Here is a 23840-nt window from a genome sequence, read left to right as displayed (position 1 = left end):
TCGCGAGTCAGGGGCGGGTCAGTTCGCTGATCAGGACCGTCGACAGGTAGCTGTCGTAGGTCTCGCTGCCGCCTTCGCTGCCGTAGCCACTGTCCTTGATGCCACCGAACGGTGTTTCCGGCATGCCCAGCCCGTAGTGGTTGATCGAGATCATGCCGGCTTCCAGTTCCTCGGCGAGCCGGGCGCATTCGCTGCGGTCTTCGCTGAACCCATACGCGGCCAGGCCATAGGGCAGCGCATTGGCCTGCTCGATGACGCTGTCCAGGTCGGTGAAGGCAACCACTGGAATGATGGGGCCGAAGGGTTCTTCGCGCATCAGCCGGGCGGTCAGGGGGACGTTGGCGAGGATCGTGGGCTGGAAGAAATTGCCCGGGCGGTCCAGCCGAGTGCCGCCCATTACCAGGCTTGCACCTTGGGCCAGGCTGTCGTCGATCAGGGCTTGCAGGCGCGGGATCTGGCGAGCGTTGCACAGCGGCCCCATGCGGGTGTCGGGGTCCATGCCGTCACCGACCTGGAACCGACGGGTTTTTTCCACCAGGGCCGTCATGAAGTCATCGATCACCGACGCGTGGACGAAGAAGCGTGAAGGGGAGATGCAGATCTGTCCGGCGTTGCGCAATTTCGCGTCCACCAGCACGGTGCTGACCTTGTCGATGTCGCTGCTGGCGCAGACGATCACCGCGGCGTGGCCGCCCAGTTCCATGCTGACCCTTTTCATGTTTGCCCCGGCCTGGGCCGCGAGCTTTTTCCCCACGGCGATCGAACCGGTGAAGGACACCTTGGCGATCACGTCGGAGTCGATCAGGTAGCTGGAAATCTGCTCGGGGTTGCCCCAGACCAGGTTCAGGCAACCGTCGGGCAACCCGGCCCGCTGAAAGATGTCGGCGAGCGCCGCGACGGCCGAGGGGGCTTCTTCCGGGCCCTTGAGGATCAACGTGCAACCCGCTCCCAGCGCAGCGCAGATCTTGCGAATCGCCTGGTTGAAAGGGAAGTTCCAGGGGGTGAAGGCACAGCACACGCCCACCGGCCGCTTGACCACCGATTGGCGGACCTTGGGGTTTCGGGCGGGAACCAGCCTGCCGTACAGCCGCTTGCATTCTTCGGCGTGCCACTTGGCGTGCTCGGCGCAGAACCGCACTTCCGCCAGGGCTTCGGCCAATGGCTTGCCCTGGTCGAGGGTGATCAATGCCGCGATCGATTCGGCTTCGCTCAAGATGATCCGGTAGGCTTCATAGAGCACCTTGCTGCGCTCTTCGGCGCTGCTGACCTTCCACCGTGCGAACGCCTGCTGCGCCGCTTGCAGGGCCTGGTCCAGGTCGTTTTGGTCGGCGCAGGCCAGGCGCCCGATCCTTTGCTGGGTGCTGGGGTTGGTGATGTCGAGGCTGGGCCTTTCCCCCTCGGGGTAGCGCCACTGGCCGTTGATGAACAAACCGATGTCCTTGTACATATGCCCTCCTTGAAAGTGCCCGTTCAGTGTCCGGACCAGGCGTTGTCGATGATGGTTTTGTAGTCGTGTACCGACAGCGGCTGCGGGTTGGTCCGGGCGGTCGGGTCCGCGACGGCCAGTTGGGCCATGAGGTCGGCATCGAAAGGTGACTGGATGAGCTCACGCAGGTGCGGGGGGATGCCCAGGCTGGCCAGAAAATCCTTGAGCCAGGCGACAAACGATTCGTAGCCGGGTTGCGCCAGGCCCAGGTTTTCGCACAGGCGCACCAGCTTGGCTTCGATCACCGGGCGGTTGTGGGCGATCACATAGGGCAGCAGCACGCCGTTGGTCAGGCCATGGTGGGTGCCATACGCACCGCCGATGGAGTGGCTGATGGCGTGCACGGCACCCAGTCCCTTGTGAAAGGCCACCGCCCCCATCAGGGCCGCGGCGCTCAGGTGGCAGCGGGCCTGGAGATCACTGCCGTCCTGTACCGCGATGGGCAGCCATTGCTTGATGAGGTTCATGGCCTGGAGCGCGATGCCGTCTCCCATGGGGTGGAAACTGTTGGCGCAGTACGCCTCGAAGGCATGGGAGAAGGCATCGATCCCCACCGCGGCGGTCACTGGCCCCGGCACGGTCAGGGTCAGGGCTGGATCGACGATGACCAGCGACGACAGCATCCTGGGGTGGAATATCAGCCGCTTGCGGTTTTCCTGGCTGTCCAGCAACACGGCGGCCCGGCCCACCTCGGCCCCGGTGCCTGCGGTGGTCGGCACGCTGATGATCGGCGGCACGTCGGCATTGGCGGCCTGCCACCGGTTGGGCAGGCTCTCGAAGGTCCAGATCGGCTTGGTCTGCACCGCCATGAAGGCAATCGCCTTGGCCAGGTCCAGGGCGCTTCCGCCACCGATGCCGACCACCATGTCGCGGGCATATTCGTTGAAGGCGATGACGCCTTGTTCGAGCATGTCGGTGTCGGGGTCGGAGCGGAAGTTCGAGAACAGCTGCAGGTCGATACCCGACTGCTTGCAGCGCTCCAGGGCGCGCAAGATCAAGGGGTGCTCGACCAGCCGTTCGTCAATGACCACCAGCGGCCGATGCTTGCCGAGAAAGGCGCAGCCGTTGACGAGGTCGTCGACCCGCTCGACACCAAACCAGATTGGCGTGGGGTAGCTCCAGTCGACATGGAATGATTGCGTGTTGAAGATCGGATTGTTCATCTGCATGGCGTTCCTCCTTTTGACCTTTTTAGGTCGATCACACAGGTGATACAACGCACAAAAGCTGAACCCTGGCTTTAGAAAAAATGACCTGAAGACGCCTGCGCAACGCTTAAGATCCGGTCGGGATCGATCCTTGAAAGGTGCGCCGATGGTGGAACTCATTGAGCTGAAGGCACAGGGGCAGGCTTGCCTGATCGTGATACATGGCACGGCGGGCCATCCGCGCTCTACCTGGGAGGCATTCGCCAATCACCTGGAGGGTCCTTACCGGGTCCTGGCCGTTGACTGGTCGCGGCTGGAGCGCGAGAGCACGGTCGCGCAAACCCTTGATGGCCTGGGCCGACAAATTGCCGGGAAGATTCGCGATGGCGGCGTGGGCGGTGTCCACCTGGTGGGGTATTCGCTGGGGGCCGCGGTGGCGGTTGAAGTGGCGAGCGTGCTGGGGCCGCAGGTGCTGTCGCTGAGCCTGATTGCACCGTTCGACAATGCCCGTGACCCGCAGGTGCGGCGAACCTTCGGCTATTGGCAACGGCTGCTCGAAGACCACCCGATGAAGCTGGCGGCCGAGATCGTGACGCGTGGTTTTTCCAGCCCTGGCCTGCGGGCGATGTCCGCAACCCAGGTGACCACGTGCATCGAGGATTTTTACCAGCGGGTTCACTGGCCGGCGGTTGCCGTCCAGATGCGGCTCAACCTGACGTTGGATGTCTCGTCGCAGCTATCGCGGCTCGAATGCCCGACGGCCGTGATCATTGGCCTGGATGACCGCTTGATTCCGCCCTCGGTGAGCGTGGCCCTGTATCGCCAGTTGCCCCGTGGCGCCTTGTTCTCGTTGCCGTGTGGCCACTTGATGCTCGCCGAAGATCCCCTTGGGCTGGCGCGGATTGTCCAACGTTTCGTCTCTGATGAAAAACGCCGCTGACCCTTGGTCGGGACAGCGGCGTCGAGGCCAGGCGCCAACGACTACTGGTAATGCTGCTCGAACGTCGCCACCTGTTCCGGCTTGATCAGTTGGAAGGGTACCCAGACTTCCGACTCTACCGGCTCGCCCTTGATCATCTTGATGGCCGCTTGCAGGGCGATGCTCGCCTGGGCCTTGGGGTCCTGGAACACCGAGGCGACGAGCAACCCGCGCTTGATTGCCGCCAGCCCGTCGGGCAGGCCGTCGATGCCGACAATGGCGATTTCGCCCTTGGCCTTGCCGGCCTGTTGCAAGGCCATGGCCGCGCCGATGGCCATTTCGTCGTTGTTGGCGACGATGGCGTCGAAAGAGGCACCGGCCAGCAGCCAGTTGCTGGTCAGGTCCATGCCCTTGGCCCGCTGCCACTCGGCACTTTGCTGTTCGACGATGGTAATTGCGGGATAGTCCTTGAGCACCTGCTTGACCCCTTCGGTGCGGTCGTGCGTGGCGTTCTGCGCGAGGTCGCCCATGATGATCGCGAGGGTGCCTTTGCCTTTGAGTTTTTCCGCCAGATAGCGCATTTGCAACTGGCCGGCCTCGATGTCGTTCGAGGCCACGGTGACCACGCCCTTGGGCAGGGAGCGCTCGTCCGGGTGCCGGTTGACGTAGACCAGCGGCACCTTCGCCTCGACGGCGGCGCGGGTCATGTTGGTGGTGGCGGCGGTGTCCACGGGCAGGACGATGACCGCATCGACCTTCTGGTTGATGAAGCCCTGGACCTGATTGAGCTGGCGCACGACATCGCCCTGGGCGTCCTCGAACTGGACCTGGACATTGTCTTTCCGGGCGGCGTCTTCCAGGCCGCTGCGCACATAGGTCATGAAGTTATCGTCAACCCGGGCGATGCTGACGCCGATGCGATAGCTGGCGTTGGCCCATTGGCTGAAGACGAGTAGCAGCGTGGCAAAAAACAAAGTGCAGCGACGCATGAGGGTGTTCCTTTTGTTGTTATGAGTCGATCAGGCGTGGCGGTCGGCGGCGCTTGGACCCGTGGCCCAGAGGCGCCGCGTCGTCCTCAGTCCAGTGTGAAGGCTTGTCGGAAGCGTTCAAGGGCCATGTCGCTGTCACCGCTGGCCCAGCCCTCCAGGCCGACGACACCGGTATAGCCGATGCCGAACAAGGCCTTGGCAATGGCCGGGTAGTGGATTTCACCCGTGCCCGGTTCCCTGCGCCCCGGCACATCCGCGACCTGGATTTCACCGATGGCGCTGCCGGCGCGCTGGATCAGCTCGATCAGGTTTCCTTCGCCGATCTGCGCATGATAGAGGTCCAGGTTCATCTTGAGGTGAGGGCTGCCCACGGCCTCGATCAACGCCAGGGTATCGTCGGCGCGTGCGAACGGCGTGCCGGGGTGGTCCACCTCGGTGTTGAGGTTTTCCAGCAGGAAGACCCGGCCGGCGTCTTCGCCCAGGCGGGCGATTTTTTCCAGGGTCTTGCAAGCGCTCAGCCACATGCGACCGGTGGTGAGGGCCACCGGTTTGACGGGCAGGCCTTGGTCGCCCAGGCCCGTGCCGTGCAGGTTCAGGCTTGGGCAGTTCAATCGGGCGGCGACGGCCAGGGATTCGCGCGCGCTGTCGAGCAATTGCTGGATGCCCTGCGGATCGGTCAGGTTGCCCTCGATGTAGCCGGTCATCGACGTGAAGTCGGCGCCGGTGGCAACCAGGGCGGCGATGTCCTTTTGGGTCCAGTCCCAGATTTCAGCACTGAAGCCCAGCGCATGAATCCGTTCGACCCGTTCGATGAAGGGCCGGTCGAGGAAGACCATTTCGGCGCTGACCGCCAGCTTGAAGGGGGTAAAGCTCATGGCCGGCCTCCTTGCACGCGCACCGGCTGGCCTTGCTGGAACGACTCGATGCACGCACGGGCAATGGCCAGCGCGGCCCGGGCGTCTTCGCCGCTGGCCAGCGGTTTGGCACCGCTGCGCAGGCAGTCGACGAAGTGGTTGAGCTCGGCCACGTAGGCATCGCGCAGCAGGTCGGTGTCCAGGCGCTGTGTGTCGGCCTGGATGCCATCGGCCAGGTAGCGCACCAGGTCGCCATCGTGCACGCCACCCATGGTCAACATGCCGGCGCTGCCGAACACCTCGCCCCGGACATCGTAGCCATACACGGCCTGGAAGTTCGCCTCGGCGGTGGCGATGGCGCCATTGTCGAAACGCAGGGTCACCGTGGCGGTGTCGAGCAACCCCTTGCTTTTGAATGCCGGGGCGATCAGGGCATCGGCCATCACGAAGACCTCGACCACTTCGGCGCCGGGATTGAGGTAGCGCAAGGTGTCGAAATCGTGGATCAGGGTTTCCAGGAAGATGACCCACTGTGGCGAGTTGGCCGGGTTGTTCAACGCCGGGTCGCGAGTCAGCGAGCGCAGCAGTTGTGGGGTGCCGATGCGGCCGGCGGCCACGTCCAGGTGGGCGGTGCGAAAGCTCTTGGCGAAGCGGCGGTTGAAACCCACTTGCAGGGTGACCCGGGCATTGGCTGCGACGGCGATGGCGCGGTCGGCTTCGTCAAGGGTGATGGCCATGGGTTTTTCGCAGAACACATGCTTACCGGCACGGGCGGCGTTGATGACCAGCTCGGCGTGGCTGCGGGCCGGAGCGGCGATCAACACGCCGTCGATCTCGGGGTCGTCAAGCAACTGCTGGGGGTCGGTATAGACCCGCGTCACGTCCAGTTGTGCAGCCAGGCGGGCGGCTTGGCCAGGCGTCGGGTCGGCGATGGCCGCCAGGCAGGCACCGGGAATGTGGCGGGCGGCCGTCAGGCCGTGAAAGCTGCCCATGCGACCGGCACCGATGAGGCCGAGGCGAATGATCTTGGATGTGTTCATGAAACGGGCTTCCTTGTTGTTATGAGCCAGTGGTTGCACTGTGCTGAGAAAGAGCAAGCCCTGTGCCAGTTAATAAGCAATTGATAAATAACGATTTATTTTTGAGTTGATGGAAAAAGTGTTAAATCTAATGACATGCCTATACTGGACATGTCTAAAAAATGAACATTGGAGAAGCCTGTGCTACCGGCGCCCATCGCTGTCAGCGAGCAAGACCTCGACTACATCACTTCCCTCGGTCCGGCGTCGTTGAGTGACGGGCCGATCCCCGAGTTGGAACGGGCCTGGCTGGCGTGCCTGGCGGGACGCGTCGAGCGCCCCGCCGGGGTCCGGCAGGTGATCTGGAACTCCTGGCTGCGCAGCGTCGAGGCCGGTCTCGATCCCGAGGATGGCGTGTACCGCTTCGTCGAGCCGGCCGTGCTGACCGCGACGCTGGCCGCCCACCGGGCGATGATTGCGGTGGCCGCCGAGGTCATGGGCGGATTGCTGGCCTACAACCCCAGGGGGCACATCAACCTGACCGATGCCCAAGGGACCACGCTGTACTTCTGCGGCCTCGACCTCACGCCGGTGGGCAGCCGCCTGCTGGAATCGGTGCAAGGCACCAATTGCACCGGCCTGGCGCTGGCGGAAGACCGCCTGGTCTACGTGCTGGCCGAAGAGAACTTCGGCACTGGCCTGCGTCGACGGCGCATGCATTGTGCCGCCGCCCCGATCCGTGACCCGCAGGGCCGGACACTGGCCATCCTGACCCTGACGGCAGAGCCGGGCTGGTTTCACTTCCATACGCTGGGCACCGTCCAGGCCGCCGCTGAAGCCGTCTCGCGACAGATGGCACTCCAGGCGTTGCTGGAGGAGCAACAGACGGTGCTTGAAGTGCTCAACGAAGGCTTGGTCGTGCTGGACGAGCGCGGCTGCATCAGGGCCATCAACGGCTACGCGCGACAGCTGTTTGGCGTCGGACGCGACCTGCTGGGCCAGCCGTTCCAACGCCTGGGCCAGAGCGAGCTGAGCGACAAAATGTTGCTGCGTGGCGGAGAAGGGCTGCGAGACCTGGATTGCACGTTCGAACTGCATGACCGCAGTCACCTGGCGTGCCTGGTGTCGGTGTGTGCGCTGGAGCAGGGCGGCCGCATCGTTTCGCTGCGCGAGAACCGGCGCATCCGGGACATCACGCGACGGCTCATCGGCACCCAGGCCAGCTACACCTTCGACACCATCCAGGGCAGTTCCCGGGCGATCCAGGACGCGCTGCACCTGGGGCGCATCGCCAGTCGCAGCGACTCGACCACGTTGATCCTTGGTGAAAGCGGCACCGGCAAGGAACTGTTCGCCCAGGCGATCCACAACGCCAGCGAGCGGCGCGGCGGCCCGTTCGTGGCGGTCAACTGCGGGGCGATCCCGCGGGACCTGGTGCAGAGCGAGTTGTTCGGGCATGTCGAAGGCGCCTTCACCGGTTCGGCGCGCGGCGGCTCGGCCGGCAAGTTCGAGTTGGCCGATGGCGGCACGATCTTTCTCGACGAAATCGGTGACATGTCATTCGGTGCCCAGGTCAGCCTGTTGCGGGTCTTGCAGGAAGGCGAGGTCACCCGGGTGGGGGCGAAGAAATCCCAGCGGGTGAACGTACGCATCATCGCCGCCACCCACCGCAACCTCAGCCAAGCCGTGGCCGATGGCGCGTTTCGCGAAGACCTTTACTACCGGCTCAATGTGCTGAACCTGACGGTGCCGCCGCTGCGCATGCGTCGCGAGGATGTGCCGTTGCTGGCGCAGCATTTCCTCGGCCGCTGCGCCCGTTCACTGCGCAAGGCGGTGCGAGGCATCTCGCCGCAGGCGCTGGATGTGCTGTCTGCCTATCACTGGCCAGGCAATGTGCGGGAGCTGGAAAACATCATCGAGCGAGCCACCAACCTGGCGGTCGGCGAGTTGATCCAGGCGGATGACCTGCCCTTGGAACTCCAGCAGCGTGGCCGGCCGTCACTGCCCGGCAGCGCGACTGAGCGCTCGCCGGCGATGGGGCTCGACGCCCACGAAATGAACGCGATCGTCGCGGCCCTCAAGGAAACCCGAGGCAACATCCGCCTCGCCGCCCGGCAACTGAATGTGTCCCGGGGCGGGCTGTACAACAAGATGAGTCGGTATGGGTTGAGTGCCGAAACGTTTCGTTGCGATGAGCTAGATCGGGGGCTCGGCAAACAGTAGGGCTTCGACGCCGTGCAGCCGTGCCAAGGCCAGCAGCCGCGGCGGCGCATTCGTCACCCTGAAGGGCTCGGCGCGATGCCTGGCACGTCGGCGCGCCTCCAGCAGCAGGGCCAGGGTTGACGTGTCGAAGCGCTCCAGGGCACTGGCGTCGATACAGCTTGCGTCGCCCAGTTGGCCGAGCAGCGTGTTGAACTGCGTTGCAGTGGCGTGGGCGGGCAACCGCCATGTCGAGGGAGCGTTCACGAGTGGCAATGGAGAGGTGGCGTAAGCGCATGAGAAATGTCCCTTTCGCAAGTGATGGATCCGGGCACCGCCGGATGCGTTCGACGAGGTCTTGATGCGCCAGCCTGGGGCCTGCGCGGATAAACGTGACGGGCATCCCGAGGCACGAATGCCCCGCAATGCCCGTCACTGGAACGTGCAACGGATCGGCGGCTTGAGGGGGGCTCAAGCACCTGCCTGGAGCGGGAACAGCCCCATGACCAGGCACACGCCTAGAAGCAGGAAGCTCAGCGCGAACGCCCATTTGAGGGTGTACTTCTGGTGGTCGCTGAACTCCACGCCCGCCAGCCCGCACAACAGGTAGGTGGAGGCGACCAGCGGGCTGAGCAGGTGCACCGGTTGACCTACCAGCGATGCGCGGCCGATTTCCGCGGGGGAGATGCCGTACACCGCGGCCGCCTTGGCCAGCACCGGAAGCACGCCGTAGTAGAACGCGTCGTTGGACATGAAGAACGTGCCCGGGATACTCGCCAGCGCGGTGATCGGCGCCATGTACGGGCCCCAGGTCTCTGGCAGCATCGCCAGGAAGCTGGCCGACATTGCGTTGACCATGCCCGTGCCCGACAGGATGCCGGCCAGGATGCCGGCGGCGAGGAAGATCGCGATCTGGTTCAAGGCCGTTGGCGCGTGGGCGGAAATTCGTCGGCGCTGGTCATGCATGTGCGGGTAGTTGATCACCAGGGCTATCGAGAACGCGACCATGAACAGGATGGACAGCGGCAGCACTTCCGTGACCAGGCCCGTCATCAAGGCGATGGTCAGCCCGGCGTTCAGCCAGAACAACTTTGGCCGGCGCAGTTCGGCGTTCTCCTCGGACATCGAAGGCAAGCCTTCATCGCCATCATCCTCGAAAAGGGTGGCCGCCGCGCCGGCCGAAAGCCGCAGCTTGCCCAGGCGTTGGCGTTCGCGAATGCCGATGAAACAGGCCAGTGCCATGACGCCCAGGAAGGCCACGACCATCACCGGGATCAGCGGCAGGAACAGGTCCGAGGTGTCGACCTGCAGGGACGCGGCCGCCCGTGCCAACGGGCCGCCCCAAGGCAGGAGGTTGGTCACGCTCGCCGCCAGGATGACCACGCACGTCAGGCACAAGGGGTCCATGCGCAGGCGCTTGAACAACGGCAGCATCGCGGTGATGGTGATCATGTACGTCGTTGAGCCATCGCCGTCCAGCGACACCATGCCCGCGAGCAAGGTGGCGAACAGGACCGCCTTCATCGGGTCGCCGTTGATCAGCGTAATGAACTTGCGAATGATGGGATCGAACAGACCGGTATCGAACATGACCCCGAAATAGAGGATCGCGAACATCACCATGATCGCCGTCGGTGCGACCTTGCGCAGCCCCTCGATCATCATGTCGCCCATCTCCGGGCCGAAACCGGCGATCAGCGCGAATACGATCGGCACTGTGGTCATGGCAACCAAGGGTGACAACCGCTTGGTCATGATCAGGGCCATGAAGGTCACGATCATGCCGTAGCCGAGTAGTGAGAGCATTTGTATCACCTTGACGTAAAGTACAATTATTTTTATGGGATCTGCGCGTGGTGCGCATCAAGGTTCCCGAAGGATTGGAATCTGCCAAGCGGGCATGGCTCGTCGAGGGCCCAGGATGGCTCAACTCATATGCAGGCCGCCGTTCAGGGAGAAATCGGCGCCGTTGGCGTAGCCGGATTCATCGGACGCGAGCCAGGCGCACATGGAGGCGATCTCCTGGGCGGTGCCGAGGCGACGGGAAGGGATGTCCTGGATGATCCGGTCCATGACCTCGGCGGTGGTGATGGACTTGAGCTTGTCGGTGGCAATGTATCCCGGAGACACGGTGTTCACCGTCACCCCGCGCGGCCCGACTTCCCGCGCCAAGGCCCGGGTGAACCCGCGGATCGCCGATTTGGCGGTGGAGTAGTTGACCTGGCCGACCTGGCCCAACTGGGCGTTGACCGAGGAAATGTTGATCACCCGTCCCCAGCCTCGCTCGACCATTGCATCGATGACCTGCTTGGTCACGTTGAAGAGCGAATTGAGATTGGTATCGATCACGGCGGCCCAATCGTTGGGCTGCATGTCGTGGAACACCACGTTTCGAGCGGTGCCGGCATTGTTGACCAGAACTTCGACCGGGCCGTATTGGCGCTTGATCTCCTCGAAGGCCCGGCGGCAGGAATCCCAGTCGGCCACGTTGCCTTCGGAGGCGATGAAGGAAAACCCCAGCGCTTTCTGCTGGGCCAGCCAGGCATTTTTCAACGGAGAGTTCGGGCCGCATCCCGCGACGACGGTAAACCCGTCTTTTGCCAATCGCTGGCAGACAGCGGTGCCCAGTGTTCCCATGCCAGCGGTGACAAAGGCGATTTTTTTGCTCATGCGTTAACTCCTGTTGTGTTTTCTTGTGGGGAGTAGTGCCGGTGGCGATGAAGGGCCACTGGCCGCTAATAGACTCCACTGCAAATTGTTTTGCAAGCTAACGCAGTACAATTTGCCAAAAAACAGGCGTCTTTTTTTACGAACGGTGGGTGCTCGGCTATCCGTGCGAGGGGTAGCCGAGGGCGGCAGTCGACCTGATCCTGTTGATTTTCCTGCCGTTTATTCGTCCCGGCCTCAGGCGTGCAGCAGGTGCCGAAGCTTCAGTACCGCGCTGTCAGGCGTGGTCAGCACTTCGAGCCCGCTGGCCTTGCTGGCGGCCACCGCAGCGCTGGTCATGGAAAACTGCGCAAAGCACAGCAGGTCGCTGCCTGTGATGTCGCTGGCCCGTTCGCTGATCAGTTGGTCATGGCACGCCTGATTGCCGCGACGCAGCTCATCGAAGGCGTTGTCGCAGACGTAGGTGGCCAACGCCAGCTCCCGACCCTGCTGGCTTGCATGCTGTTCGAATTCCTCGACCATCGACGTGATGGCCTGGGGAAACGTCGCCAACAAGGCCAGCTTGCCGGTCCTGCGCAGCGCTTCTTCGATCATGGCTTCGTTCGGCTTGAGCACCGGGATACTCAGCGCACGTTTGCACTGGTCGATGGCATCACCAAACGCCGAACACGTGAACAGGATGCCGTCGGCGCCCGACGCCGAAGCGTAGCTCGCCAGCTTCACGAAGCGCTCGGTCAAGGCCGGCGTGAGTTCGCCCGCAGCAGCCAGATCGCGGGACAACGAGTCCTCCAGCAGGTTGGCCAGCCTGGCTTCAGGCCACAGGCGCGCGAAGGCGTCACTGATCGGCGCAATGGAGACGGCAGTGGCGTGGATCAGAAAAATCAGCGGTGCAGTCATGTGTTCCCCGGGTCGTAGTGGTGTGATTGTGTGTTATTTTTTCGCAAGGCCTGGCCTGTGGCGACAGCGTCCACTCTGCGTATCGACCCTAACCTTCTTTGATCACTGATAGCCATGAATTCAGCAGAACCGACTCTTGAACCACCCGCGGGCGATCTGTCCAGGGTCAAGGTCAAGATAAAGAAAGACCTGGCGGAGCAACTGGCGCCCAAGATCATCGACATGGCCCGCGCCCGGTCGATGCGTGCCGGTGACCCCCTGCGCGAAGAATCTTTCGCCAAGGAGCTGGGGGTTTCCCGCTCGCCGATACGCCGTGGATTCGCCTTGCTCGCCGAGCTTGGCCTGGCCGTCAAGGAGCCCAACCGCGGGTACTTCCTGACCGCTGACGCGCGGGGTATCGACAGCGGCAAGTTGCCGTTGGAGGTCGATCCGTTCGAAGACTTCTACCTGCGGGTGGTCGACGACGTGCTCCGTGGCGATATTCCCACGACGTTTTTCGAAGCCGAGCTGATGCGCAAGTACGCAGTGCCTCGTGGGCAACTGCTGAAGGTGCTCAGTCGCCTGGCCAACGAAGCCATGGTCGAGCGCAAGCCCGGGCAGGGCTGGGAGATCAATAGTTTCCTGCACGACTCCAAGGCCCATATCCAGAGCTACCGCTTTCGCATGGCCATCGAGCCTGCGGCCTTGCTCGAACCCGGCTACGTGGTAGACAAGGTGGCCTTCGCCAAGGCGCGCACGGCGCAGCAGCAATTGCTCGACGGCGACATCTTCAAGCTGTCGCGCTCGCAGTTGTTCCAGATCGGTGCACAGTTGCACGAGCTGATCGTCCGTTGTTCGGGCAACGCATTCTTTCTTGAAGCCATCCGCCGCCAGAACCAGTTGCGTCGCTTCATGGCCTACAAGGCCAACGTGGATCGGCCTCGGTTGATCAACCAGTGTAAGGAGCACATCCAACTCCTGGACTTGATCGAAAGTGGGCAGCGTGAAGCGGCTGCGGATTTTTTGCGCAACCACCTCGATGTCGTCGGCCGGCAAAAAACTGAAAAAGAAGCCAGGGACGAGCTGGAGCACCAGCGCAGCCTTGAGGTTTCCGCCCGCCGTTAAGTCGTCTCTGCACGCCTGTCGCCCCCGTTTTGCGTCCGGCCAGCTTGCCAATGCGACATCGGACGCTCGTGGGACTCAAGCATTGCGCAAATTGTATATTCATGCAATAAAATGCAATCTGTCGACCTGCGAAGGCGATAGCGTCCGGGTTCATGGCCTTGGCGGGGCCCTTGAGCAGTGCTCCGGTCTTCGTTCAAAATTGTACGTTGTAGTGACGATGTACATAAAAGGTCGTTTCAGTCCCGGCAAACACATCCGCTCAATAAAAAGGTAAGGGGTTAGCGATGCGCATTTTGGTACTTCCTGGTGATGGTATCGGTCCGGAAATCATCGAGTCTTCGATGTCGGTTCTCAAAGCAGCCAATCAGAAGCTCGGCCTCGGGCTGACATTCGACTATGACGATGTCGGCTTTGCCAGCTTGAGCAAATACGGCACCACCCTGCGCGAAGAAGTGCTGGAAAAGGCCAAGGGCTACGACGGCATCATCCTCGGCACCCAATCCCATGCGGATTACCCGGCGCCTGAAAAGGGCGGGCGGAATGTGTCGGCCGGCTTCCGGATCGGCCTGGACCTCTATGCCAACGTCCGGCCAGCCCGTACCCGACCGTTCCTGGCCTCGAACATGAAGGAAGGCAAGGTGATGGACCTGGTGATCATGCGCGAGGCCACCGAGGGGTTCTACCCGGATCGCAACATGAGCCGTGGCTGGGGTGAGGTGATGCCGACGCCGGACATGGCCCTGTCCACGCGCAAGATCACCCGCCACTGCAGTGAGCGCATCGCTCGCCGGGCGTTCGAACTGGCCATGAAGCGCGGGAAGAAAGTCACCGCCATCCATAAGGCCAACAGTTTCCACATGACCGACGGCCTCTTCCTGGAGTGCGTTCGGGACGTGGCCAGGGAATTTCCGCAGGTTGTCCTCGACGACTTGCTGGTCGACGCCTCGACCGCTCACCTGGTGCGCAACCCGGAGCGTTTCGACGTGCTGGTCGCGACGAATTTCTATGGCGATATCCTCAGCGACCTGGCCAGCGAGTTGTCCGGCAGCCTCGGGCTTGCGGGCTCGATGATGGCCAGCGATCACCATTGCTGTGCCCAGGCCCAACATGGCTCGGCACCGGACATCGCCGGCCAGGACAAGGCCAATCCGGTGTCGATGATCCTTTCCGTCGGCATGTTGCTGGCGTGGATGGGCGAGCACCACGGTCGGCCGGCCTTGATCGACGCCGCGCAGGCAATCGACAAGGCGGTCGATGCCGTGCTGGAGGACCCTCGCCAGCGCACCCCTGACCTTGGCGGCGCCTTCGGGACCCAGGCCTTCGGCAACGCGGTCGCGAACCTCATCCTGGGCTGAGCGGCGAGGACGCCGCATCGGCCATGGCGGCCGGCGGCTGTCGGATAACTACATCGGCCTGGTCCCGCACCCACTTCAGGCGAGACCGGGCCCGAGGAGCGAACAGTGAGTCAATTACTACTGGGTTGCATCGCCGATGATTTCACCGGCGCAACGGACCTGGCCAGTACCCTGGTGAGCGGCGGGATGCGAACGTTGCTGGTGATCGGCATTCCACAGGGGCCCCTGCCGGCGGACATCGATGCGGTCGTGATCGCCCTGAAAAGCCGGACCATTGCCAGCGAGGCCGCCGTCAGCCAGTCATTGCAAGCGTTGCAGTGGCTGCGCGGGGCGCAATGTCGGCAGTTTTTCTTCAAATACTGCTCGACCTTCGACTCCACTCCCCAGGGCAACATCGGCCCTGTCGCCGACGCCTTGGCGCAGGCTCTGGGCGTGTCGTTCGTCGTGGCGTGCCCGGCGTTTCCGGAGAACCAGCGCACCCTGTTCCAAGGGCACTTGTTTGTCGGCGATGTGCTGTTAAGCGAGTCAGGCATGCGCAATCATCCGCTGACGCCCATGACCGACGCCAACCTGGTGCGCGTGCTGCAACAGCAGACGGGCAGGGCGGTGGGGTTGGTTGCGCACGGGGTCGTCAGGCAAGGCGCGGACGCTATCTCAGCTCGCTTGCAGTCTCTCCAGGCCCAGGGTTTCGGCTACGCCATCGTCGATGCCATCGAAGATGAGCATCTGCATGCGATTGGCACGGCGCTGGCCCACCATCCGCTGATCACGGGGGGCTCCGGCGTGGCCCGGGGCTTGCCCGGCAATTTCCGGCGCGCCGGTTTACTCGGTGAAGCTCAAGCTGCCTCGGTGCTGCCCGTGCTCGAAGGGTTCGGTGCGGTGGTGTCGGGCAGTTGTTCGTTGGCAACCAACGGGCAGGTCGAGCATTGGCGCAAGGAGAGGCCAAGCTTCGCCATTGATCCGTTGCAGTTGGCCAATGGGCAGGACTTGGTGCGCGCCGCCCTCGAATGGGCCCAGGGCCTGCTCGCGGCCGGGCCGGTCTTGATCTACGCCAGCGCTGCTGCCGATTCGGTGAACCGTGCCCAACAGGCACTTGGCGTTGAAGCCGCCGGCCAACTCGTGGAAGAGGCCTTGTCCGCCATCGCCGTGGGGCTCTACAACCTGGGCGTGCGTAAATTGGTGGTGGCGGGTGGCGAAACGTCTGGGGCGGTCGTCAAGGCGCTCGGGATCAAGGCCCTGAGAATCGGCATCACGATCGACCCCGGTGTGCCCTGGACCCTCGGCCTGCGAGACGATCCGCTGGCGCTGGCACTCAAGTCGGGCAATTTCGGCTCGGTCGATTTCTTCGAGAAGGCGTTGGCCTGTGCGCCTTAGGGCGTTGTTCACCTCACTGGGGCGGTGGTGGGCGACCCCGGTCGTCGGTGCGGCGGGCGCCTGGCTGGCCAGCGTCTTCCATTGGCCGCTGCCCTGGATCATTGGCTCGATGCTGGCGGTCATCCTGGTGCGTTGCCTGGGTGGGCCCCTGGGGGAAATACCCTATGGCCGCCTGTCAGGCCAATGGATGATCGCTACCTCCATCGGCCTGCATTTCACACCGGCGGTGCTGGAGCAGATCCTCGGGCATTTCGTGATGATGGCGTCCGCGGCGGTCCTGACGATGCTGCTGGCACTGCTGGGCATCGCCTTCATGCAGCGCAGGGGCATGGACCTGACCACTGCATTCTTCGCGTTCATGCCGGCGAACTTCTCCGAGATGATCCAGGCCGGCATCCGGCACAAGGCCAACGTCAGCCAGATCGCCGCTGCGCACAGCATGCGCCTGGTGCTGATCGTCCTGTGCGTGCCGCCGGCGATGTTCTTCACCGCTCAGGTCTCACCCTCGGTGGTTCCCGCGCGCCTGCCAAGTGACTGGCATTGGTTGCTGCCGCTCCTGGCAGGCGGGGCGCTCACGGCCGTCATCTGGAAGCGCTGCCGGTTGCCCAACCCCTGGATGTTCGGCCCCATGGCCTGCTGTGCCGTGGTCACGGCTGCCTGCAACGTGCAAACCGCATTGCCGGTGGAGCTCAGTCACTATGGGCAGTTGATGATTGGCTGCGCCCTGGGCGGTTACTTCGACCGGCAGTTCTTCCGCTCCTCTCCGGCCTTCCTGCTCAAGGTGTCGGTGTTCACGGTGATCATGATCATGTCGACCGTGGGGCTGGCGGCGCTCATCGGGCTTTGGCTTCATGTCCCGCTGATGACGCTGGCCCTCGGGATGATGCCGGGCAGCAGCACGGAAATGTACCTGACCGCCGAAGCATTGAACCTGGCCGTGGGGGTGGTGACCGCGATGCAGATCATGCGGCTTGTCGTGGTGATGCTCTGTGCCGAGCCGATCCATGGCGCATGGCTGAAGTATCTGCGCAATCGCCGCATGTGAGGCCGGAAAACCACGGCGCGGCCCCGGCAGGCACTGTTGCATCCGGGGCGCGAGGGCGCCGGCGTCACCAGTTGGCGGCGAAAACGCTGCGCAACTCCTCGATCGCGCGCTCGTCCAGCGGTGCCGGCTTGGGGTCGCTCATCAGCCAGAGCTTTGCCGTCTCCTCCAGCTCCTCCAGCGCGAAGCTGGCCTTCGATACCGAACTTTCCCACACCACCGGGCCAAGGCGCTCCAGCATCACGCCCCGCACACGCTGTGCCCATAGCGCCACTTGCGCGGCGACCTCGGGCGAGCCCGGCCGTTGATAGGCGATCAGGGGAATGTGCCCGACCTTCATCACTTGATAGGGCGTCAAGGGCGGGAGGATGTCGTCGTCGTGCCAGACGCCTGCCAGGGTCAGCGCCACGAGCGCGGTCGAATGGGTGTGCACGACGCCGTTGACGGTTGGATTGCGGTCGTACACCTGCCGGTGCAGCGCCAAGGTCTTGGACGGCTTGCTGCCGGAGACCCAACTGCCGACCCGGCTGACTTTGGCGATCTGCGCGGGCTCCAGCCGGCCCAGGCAAGCGTCCGTCGGGGTGATCAGCCAGCCATCTTCCAGGCGCGCACTGATATTGCCGGCGCTGCCAACGGCATAGCCGCGGGCATACAGGCTTGCGCCAACGGTGCAGATTTCTTCGCGCAGTTGTTGCTCGTGATGACTCATCGTGGGTGTTCCTCGGTGGCCGTGACAGCGCCGTGCTCGGGGTCGAGTGGGCCTGGGGCGTCGGTTGATGATGCACGCCGCGCCAGGATGGGGGATTTTTCCGCCAACGAGCCGCTCAGGTGCTGGCTCATCAGGCGCGCCGCCTCGACGTTGTCACCCTGTTCCACTCGCTCGATCATCTGGATGTGTTCGGCGCACTGTTTGTAGAAGCGGTTGCGGTCGATCATCGAGCGGTATTCGATCAGCCGCCGCATGTTGTTCATCTGCACCAGGATCATGTGGTAGAGCGGGTTGCCCGAGAGCTGGATGAACGCTTCATGGAAGCGAATGCCGCTTTTGAGCAGCACGTCGGCGGGCAGGGTCTCGATGCCGCCGTCGAGCAGGCTCTGCTGCTCTTTCTTCAATTGCAGAAGTTTGCTGGCATCAGGCTGGTAAGTCTGTTCCAGCAGCGCCGCGGGTTCGATCAGCGAGCGCACCTTGTAGATCTGTTCGAGGCTTTCCGGGGTCTTCGCCACATCCAGCAAGCGCCAGCCGTAACCGGGTTTCGGCGTCACCCAGCCGACGTTCGCGGCACGGTTGAGCACGTCGACGACCTGGGCTTTTGTCAGGTCGTAGCGCGTGCGCAGCATGTGTTCGGTCACTTCTGCGGGAATGGCGTTGTTCAGCCAATCCTCGGAGAGGCGGTAATAGGCTTCTGGCTCCTCCAACGGGACCCCTTCATCGTGGATATTTGCCACGGGGGCGAGGGCGTCGAGGACGAAGAAACCACGATTGGGCCGTTGTTCGAGGGCCGATTGGTCCGCCAGCAGCACCAGGGCCTCGCGGGCAGGCGAACGCGAGACGTTGAACTGGTCGGCCACTTTCTGCGCGCTGAGATGATCGCCCGTGGCCAATTCTCCGGTCTGGATTTTCTGCCGGATCTGTGCGGCGATTCGTTGCACCAGGGCGCTTGAAGCCATGTCTGTCGTTACTCAAGGCATTGAGGGAAGGTTGACCTTGCTTCGGCCTCGCTGGACCGGAAAGGTATTTCGCAAGTATTGCATTTTGGTACGCCAATATGAAATCTGCTTGGAGATTTCAGCCGATGGGAGCCATCGCAGGCGTTAAGTTATCCGATTTTTCATAAAATTGTACTTTGTTGCCTTGCAAAGCAATTTAGACTGACGTCTAGTAGGCATGCGGGCTCGCCAGCCCGATGGATCAACGACCGCAAGGCACTCACGCCAGCCTCTCCACCAGGAATCAACGGGTGCGATACGACATTACCAGCCTGGACCTTTTCATCACCGTCGCCGAAGAGCGCAACCTGACCCATGCGGCCCGGCGCCGGCACCTGGCGGTGTCGGCGATCAGCAAGCGCATTTCCGAGCTCGAAGCTCAGGTGGGCTCCTCGCTGTTGATACGTAACGCACGGGGCGTGGACCTCACGCCGGCGGGACAATCGCTGCTGTTCTATGCCCGCCAGGTCAAGCAGACCCTTGAGCAACTGGACCATGAACTGGGCGACTACGCCACCGGCGTCAAGGGCCATGTCCGTATCCATGCCATCACCTCGGCGCTCTCCCAGTTCCTGCCGGACGACGTGTCGCGTTTCGTGGCGCTCTATCCGCAGATCAAGTTCGACATCGAGGAACGGGTGGGGTCGGCGGTCATCCGGGCCGTGGCCGATGGTCGTGCCGACCTGGGCATCATCGCGGCCCAGACGCCGGCCCAGGGCCTGGAAACCCTGCCTTATCGCGATGATGAACTGACCCTGGTCGTGCCGGGAGGCCACCCGTTGGCGGCCCGCGAGTCGGTGCGTTTCAAGCAGGTCCTGGCCCATGAGTTTGTCGGGCCGCACCTGGAAAGCTCGATGCACACGCTGCTGACCGACGAGGCGCAAAAGCTGGGCAGGGCGCTCAAGCTCAGGATCCGTATCAGCAGCTTCGACTGCATGTGCCGCATGGTGTCGACGGGCCTGGGGCTCGCCGTGCTGCCACGCAGCGTGATCAACCAATACCTGCGCAGCCACAGGCTCAAGGCCGTGACCCTGGATGAACCTTGGGCGCGCCGTTCGCTGTTGCTGGTCTGCAAGAAATACGACACCGCTTCACCCACCCTCAAAGCCTTGATCGAACACCTGAGTCATCGCCACGACACCAGAGCGTTCTCCGATAGAGAACGCTGACGTGGCAATTGATCAATTTTCACCCGCAGGGGTTGCTCCTACTATCGGTTGATCAGCGGTAACGACTGGTTAACCCGAGCCCCGCGACCTTATAAAAAAGCCTGAGCGATAGAGCATGACCGAGACTGCCCGCGACTTCATCAATCATCTGCAGATCGATGGCACACCCTATGCCTACATCGATTTGAACAAGATGTTCTCACCCCAGCAGCTATCGAAGCTGCCTTATTCGATACGCATCCTGCTGGAGAACGTCGCGCGCTGTTCCCCTCAAGCGCTGCCCTCGGTCATGGCGCGTGCCATTGGCGAGGGCCCTGATTGCGAGGTGCCTTTCCAGCCAAACCGGCTGATGTTCCACGACACCACATGCCTGCCGGCGCTGGCGGATTTCGCCGGGATGCGCGATGTGGTGGCCGAGCTGGGCGGCGATCCGCAAGCGATGAACCCGTTGATCCCTGCCGTCCTGACGATCGACCATTCGGTGATCGTCGAGCATTACGCCGAGGCCGATGCCGTCGAGCAGAACCTGGACATCGACTTCCGACGCAACAGTGAGCGTTACCGCTTCATCAAGTGGGCGCAGAAGAGCCTGGACAACTTCGGGGTGATTCCCCCTGGCACCGGCATCATCCATCAGATGAACATGGAAGCGCTGGCGCAGGTGGTCTGGGAAAGTCGCAGCGAAGACGGCCAGCGTCTGCTGCACCCGGACGACATGGTCGCCACCGACAGCCATACGCCGATGATCAACGCGATTGGCGTGCTGGGTTGGGGCGTGGGCGGCCTGGAAGGGCAGGCCGCGATGGTCGGCGAGCCGGTGCCGATCAGTTTCCCGAAAGTGGTGGGCATCCGCGTGACCAACGCCCTGCGCCCCGGTGTCACCGCCACCGACCTGTCGCTGCATGTGGCCGAGATCTTGCGCAAGCGCTCGGTGGTCGGCAAGTTCGTCGAGTTCACTGGCCCTGGGTTGTCTTCGTTGAGTTGGGCCGCTCGCGGCACGGTCTCGAACATGGCACCTGAGTACGGCGCCACGGTGGTGTTCTTCCCGTTCGACGACGAGACGCTGGCGTACTTGAAACTCAGCGGTCGTTCCGAGTCTTTGTGCAACCGTGTCGTGGGCTACATGCGCGCCCAACCGTTGTGGCGCCGCGACGAGTTGCCCGAACCCCGGTTCGATGAATGGATCGAGTTGGACCTCGACAGTATCGAGCCGAGCGTGGCCGGACCTCACCAGCCGCACCAGCGGCGAAAACTGTCCGATGCCGCGGCGTCGTTTCGCAACGAAGTCATGGGGGGCGCCAACCTGATTGCCGGGCCGGTCGAGCAGACGTTCTTCGAGCCTTCCTTCAAGGAGCCGATCACCCATGGCGCGGTGGTCATGTCCGCGATCACCAGTTGCACCAACACCGCAAACCCGTCGCAGATGATCCAGGCCGGTCTGTTGGCGCGCAAGGCGCGCCAGTTGGGCCTGCACCGCAAACCTTGGGTCAAGACGTCGCTGTCCCCGGGCTCCAGGGTGGTGGCCGACTACCTGGCGGATGCCGATCTGCTGGAAGATTTCCGCGCGCTGGGCTTTGACCTTGCCGGCTTTGGTTGCATGACCTGCATCGGCAACTCGGGGTCCCTGCAGACGCAGGTCGAGCAGTTTGCCGACCAGGGCCTGAAGGGTGTCGTGGTGTTGTCGGGTAACCGCAACTTCGAGGGTCGGGTCAACCCCAAGGTGCCTGCCGGCTACCTGGCGTCCCCGGCCCTGTGCGTGGCCTACGCCATCGCCGGCACCATCGATATCGACCTGGAATCCCAGGCGCTGGCCACGGACCGCGAGGGCAGCCCGGTGTACCTGCGTGACCTGATGCCGTCGGATGCCGAGATTGCCGCGCAAGTGGTCAAGGTGGTCAAGCCTGAGTTCTTCCAGCAACGCCTGGCCAAGGTGTGGGACGGCACGCATCATTGGCAGTCGTTGTCGGCGGAAGGGAGCGTGCAGTTCCCGTGGAGCCCGGATTCGACTTACCTGCGCCGCCCGCAATACCTGGCCGATATCAGCGCCGAGCCGAAGTCCAGCCTGGCCATCCGCGCGGCGCGCACCTTGCTGGTGTTGGGCGACAACGTCACCACCGACCACATTTCGCCGGCCTACTCGATTCCCGCCGATAGCCTGGCCGGCCAATGGTTGCTGGAGCGTGGCGAACACCCCGAGGACCTGAACCAGTATTCCACGCGTCGCAGCAACCACGAGGTGATGCTGCGTGGCGCGTTCACCAACAAGGCCGTGAAGAATCGCCTGTTGGGCGACAGCCATCCGGGCCTGGGGGCCTGGGCCTGGAGCGCCGACCACACCCAGTGCCTGCCGTTGTTCGAGGCTGCCCAGAGCTATGCCAGCCAGCACACGCCCATGCTGGTGTTCGCCGGCATCAACTATGGCGCCGGCTCCAGCCGCGACTGGGCGGCCAAGGCCCAGGCCCTGCTGGGGGTGAAGGCCGTCGTGGCTCGGAGCATCGAGCGTATCCACCGCAGCAACCTGATCGGCATGGGGGTCATCCCCCTGCAATTCATGCCCGGGCAGTCGGTCGACGATCTGGCATTGCAGGGCGACGAGCGCTTCGACTTTTTCGGCCTGGATGACCTCGATGTGGGCGACAACCCCGTGAGCATGGTGATGCAGCGGGCCAACGGCGAGTCGTTGCAGGTGTCGCTGAACGTGCGTATCGACTCCCTCCAGGAGATTCGCTACCTGGTCAACGGCGGTGTGCTGCCGTTCGTGATCCGCAAGGTGGTCCAGCGCACGCAGCGGCCCGTCGTCTGATACCCGGAGAATGCCCCCTATGTTTGCCTATGTTGGATCAAGAACCACGCGCGAGCGCAACGCTCGCGGCGAGGGCATCAGTGTCTACAAAGTGGACCAGGAGCAGGGCACGCTGGCGCTTGTCCAAGTGGTCAAGGCGCTGGTGAACCCGTCTTTCCTGGCCTTGAACAAGGCCGGTGACCGGCTCTACACCGTTCACGGGGACCAGAGCGGCGTGAGCGCCTTCAGCATCGACAAGACGACTGGCAGGCTGACCTTCCTCAACCGGCAGGGCTGCGAAGGCCAGAACCCGGTGCACCTGGCGCTGGACCCTGGCGAGCGATTCCTGGTGGTGTCGAATCACCTTACCGGCTCGCTGGCAGTGCTGAACGTGGAAGAGGACGGGGCGCTCGGGGCGGTCAACCAACTGCTCGAACTGGAAGGGCCGATTGGCCCGCATCGGGTCGAGCAGCCGTTCTCCAAGCCGCATTTCAATGTCTTCGACCACACCGGCCAGTTCGTGCTGGTGCCGGACAAAGGCCTGGATCGGGTGTTCAGCTTTCGATTCGACGCGGGCCAGTTGTACCCGGCCGCCCAACCCTTCGTGGCGACTCGCGAGGGGGCCGGGCCGCGGCATCTGGCGTTTCACCCCCACGCGCCGTTTGCCTACGTGATCAACGAGCTGGACAGCACCGTCACCACCTATCGCTTCGACGCTCGGACGGGGGCACTGGCAGCGCTTCAGAACCTGCCGTCGTTGCCTGCGACCTTCACCGGCAACAGCCGGGCGTCGGAAGTCGAAGTGGATCGCAGCGGCCGTTTTCTCTACGCCTCCAACCGGGGTTACGACAGCGTGGCGGTGTTTGCCATCGATCCGGACAGCGGTTTGTTGAGCCCGGTGCAATTCACGCCCACCGACGGCAAGACGCCCCGTTTCTTCGCGCTCACACCCAATGGGCAGTTTCTTTTCGCACTCAACGAAGACAGCGACACCCTTGTCTCGATGGCCGTGGACCCGGACACGGGTGGCCTTGCCAGGACAGGGTTTTCGATTTCGACGGGCAGCCCTGTCTGCATGGTCTTCTCGCCCTGAGCGTTCTGATCCACACCCTGCAATGACACCAGCAGG

General features: G+C 63.3%; 20 protein-coding genes. 9 read left to right on the top strand and 11 right to left on the bottom strand.

The features are described 5' to 3' along the window. Window positions 1-7: 7 nt before the first annotated feature. Entirely contained in the window at window positions 8-1447 is a 1440-nt protein-coding gene (locus V3H56_RS16195; protein ID WP_042730348.1) for an NAD-dependent succinate-semialdehyde dehydrogenase, read from the bottom strand. A gap of 23 nt (window positions 1448-1470) precedes the next feature. After that, window positions 1471-2655 carry an iron-containing alcohol dehydrogenase gene (locus V3H56_RS16190; protein ID WP_052497378.1) on the bottom strand — a complete coding sequence of 395 codons (1185 nt, stop codon included), beginning with the start codon at window positions 2653-2655 and terminating at the stop codon, window positions 1471-1473. A gap of 145 nt (window positions 2656-2800) precedes the next feature. Here V3H56_RS16190 and V3H56_RS16185 point away from each other — a divergent pair, with 145 nt between their 5' ends. After that, window positions 2801-3574, top strand: coding sequence for an alpha/beta hydrolase (locus V3H56_RS16185; protein WP_047738932.1), 774 nt, complete (start codon window positions 2801-2803; stop codon window positions 3572-3574). A gap of 41 nt (window positions 3575-3615) precedes the next feature. On the opposite strand, the gene V3H56_RS16180 is transcribed toward V3H56_RS16185, so the two are convergent. The 3 genes from V3H56_RS16180 to V3H56_RS16170 all read right to left on the bottom strand — a co-directional run bounded on the left by V3H56_RS16180 (window position 3616) and on the right by V3H56_RS16170 (window position 6436). Next, window positions 3616-4542, bottom strand: a complete 927-nt coding sequence (locus V3H56_RS16180) for a sugar ABC transporter substrate-binding protein (RefSeq protein ID WP_047738931.1) — start codon at window positions 4540-4542, stop codon at window positions 3616-3618. A gap of 86 nt (window positions 4543-4628) precedes the next feature. After that, window positions 4629-5417: a TIM barrel protein gene (locus V3H56_RS16175; protein ID WP_047738930.1), complete on the bottom strand. Its 789-nt coding sequence runs from the start codon at window positions 5415-5417 to the stop codon at window positions 4629-4631. After that, window positions 5414-6436, bottom strand: a complete 1023-nt coding sequence (locus V3H56_RS16170; protein ID WP_047738929.1) for a Gfo/Idh/MocA family oxidoreductase — start codon at window positions 6434-6436, stop codon at window positions 5414-5416. Before V3H56_RS16170 ends, V3H56_RS16175 begins: the two co-directional genes overlap by 4 nt. Window positions 6437-6616: 180 nt before the next feature. Here V3H56_RS16170 and V3H56_RS16165 point away from each other — a divergent pair, with 180 nt between their 5' ends. Further along, entirely contained in the window at window positions 6617-8638 is a 2022-nt protein-coding gene (locus tag V3H56_RS16165; RefSeq protein ID WP_338473609.1) for a sigma 54-interacting transcriptional regulator, read from the top strand. Here V3H56_RS16165 and V3H56_RS16160 read toward each other — a convergent pair. The 4 genes from V3H56_RS16160 to V3H56_RS16145 form a co-directional block, all read right to left on the bottom strand. Then, on the bottom strand, window positions 8612-8857 hold the full coding sequence (locus V3H56_RS16160) for an STAS domain-containing protein (RefSeq protein ID WP_221178966.1): 246 nt from the start codon (window positions 8855-8857) through the stop codon (window positions 8612-8614). The genes V3H56_RS16165 and V3H56_RS16160 overlap by 27 nt on opposite strands. A gap of 228 nt (window positions 8858-9085) precedes the next feature. Then, complete coding sequence (locus tag V3H56_RS16155; protein WP_047738918.1) at window positions 9086-10420, bottom strand: CitMHS family transporter; 1335 nt, start codon at window positions 10418-10420, stop codon at window positions 9086-9088. Between the two features lie 120 nt (window positions 10421-10540). After that, on the bottom strand, window positions 10541-11284 hold the full coding sequence (phbB, locus tag V3H56_RS16150; RefSeq protein WP_047738917.1) for an acetoacetyl-CoA reductase: 744 nt from the start codon (window positions 11282-11284) through the stop codon (window positions 10541-10543). 234 nt (window positions 11285-11518) lie between these two features. After that, window positions 11519-12178 (bottom strand): aspartate/glutamate racemase family protein, encoded by a 660-nt coding sequence (locus V3H56_RS16145; protein WP_047738916.1) that lies wholly within the window; start codon window positions 12176-12178, stop codon window positions 11519-11521. Window positions 12179-12400: 222 nt separating this feature from the next. On the opposite strand from V3H56_RS16145, the gene V3H56_RS16140 reads away from it, so the two are divergent. The 4 genes from V3H56_RS16140 (at window position 12401) to V3H56_RS16125 (ending at window position 17056) form a co-directional block, all read left to right on the top strand. Next, window positions 12401-13282, top strand: coding sequence for a GntR family transcriptional regulator (locus V3H56_RS16140; protein ID WP_047739572.1), 882 nt, complete (start codon window positions 12401-12403; stop codon window positions 13280-13282). A gap of 341 nt (window positions 13283-13623) precedes the next feature. Further along, window positions 13624-14637 carry an isocitrate/isopropylmalate dehydrogenase family protein gene (locus V3H56_RS16135; protein ID WP_244868226.1) on the top strand — a complete coding sequence of 338 codons (1014 nt, stop codon included), beginning with the start codon at window positions 13624-13626 and terminating at the stop codon, window positions 14635-14637. Between the two features lie 105 nt (window positions 14638-14742). Next, window positions 14743-16011 (top strand): 3-oxo-tetronate kinase, encoded by a 1269-nt coding sequence (otnK, locus tag V3H56_RS16130; RefSeq protein WP_338473608.1) that lies wholly within the window; start codon window positions 14743-14745, stop codon window positions 16009-16011. Then, window positions 16001-17056, top strand: a complete 1056-nt coding sequence (locus V3H56_RS16125; protein ID WP_053143718.1) for an AbrB family transcriptional regulator — start codon at window positions 16001-16003, stop codon at window positions 17054-17056. The genes otnK and V3H56_RS16125 overlap by 11 nt, the downstream gene beginning before the upstream one ends. A 64-nt stretch (window positions 17057-17120) precedes the next feature. Here V3H56_RS16125 and V3H56_RS16120 read toward each other — a convergent pair whose 3' ends face one another. Together V3H56_RS16120 and V3H56_RS16115 are read right to left on the bottom strand one after the other, a co-directional pair. After that, window positions 17121-17762 (bottom strand): aldolase, encoded by a 642-nt coding sequence (locus V3H56_RS16120; protein ID WP_047738913.1) that lies wholly within the window; start codon window positions 17760-17762, stop codon window positions 17121-17123. After that, window positions 17759-18721: a GntR family transcriptional regulator gene (locus V3H56_RS16115; protein ID WP_338473607.1), complete on the bottom strand. Its 963-nt coding sequence runs from the start codon at window positions 18719-18721 to the stop codon at window positions 17759-17761. The genes V3H56_RS16120 and V3H56_RS16115 overlap by 4 nt, the downstream gene beginning before the upstream one ends. Window positions 18722-19011: 290 nt before the next feature. On the opposite strand from V3H56_RS16115, the gene V3H56_RS16110 reads away from it, so the two are divergent. The 3 genes from V3H56_RS16110 to V3H56_RS16100 all read left to right on the top strand — a co-directional run bounded on the left by V3H56_RS16110 (window position 19012) and on the right by V3H56_RS16100 (window position 23804). Continuing rightward, complete coding sequence (locus V3H56_RS16110) at window positions 19012-19929, top strand: LysR substrate-binding domain-containing protein (protein ID WP_053007406.1); 918 nt, start codon at window positions 19012-19014, stop codon at window positions 19927-19929. 115 nt (window positions 19930-20044) lie between these two features. Further along, window positions 20045-22732, top strand: coding sequence for an aconitate hydratase AcnA (gene acnA, locus V3H56_RS16105; RefSeq protein ID WP_338473606.1), 2688 nt, complete (start codon window positions 20045-20047; stop codon window positions 22730-22732). Window positions 22733-22751: 19 nt separating this feature from the next. Then, window positions 22752-23804 (top strand): lactonase family protein, encoded by a 1053-nt coding sequence (locus tag V3H56_RS16100; protein WP_123578929.1) that lies wholly within the window; start codon window positions 22752-22754, stop codon window positions 23802-23804. Window positions 23805-23840: the final 36 nt, after the last annotated feature.

The sequence above is a fragment of the Pseudomonas sp. MS646 genome, assembly GCF_036693845.1.
In the GTDB taxonomy this organism is placed as follows: Bacteria; Pseudomonadota; Gammaproteobacteria; order Pseudomonadales; family Pseudomonadaceae; genus Aquipseudomonas; species Aquipseudomonas chlororaphis_E.
The sequence above is the reverse complement of the archived record's forward strand: the minus strand, read 5'-3'. Positions and strand labels throughout refer to the sequence as shown.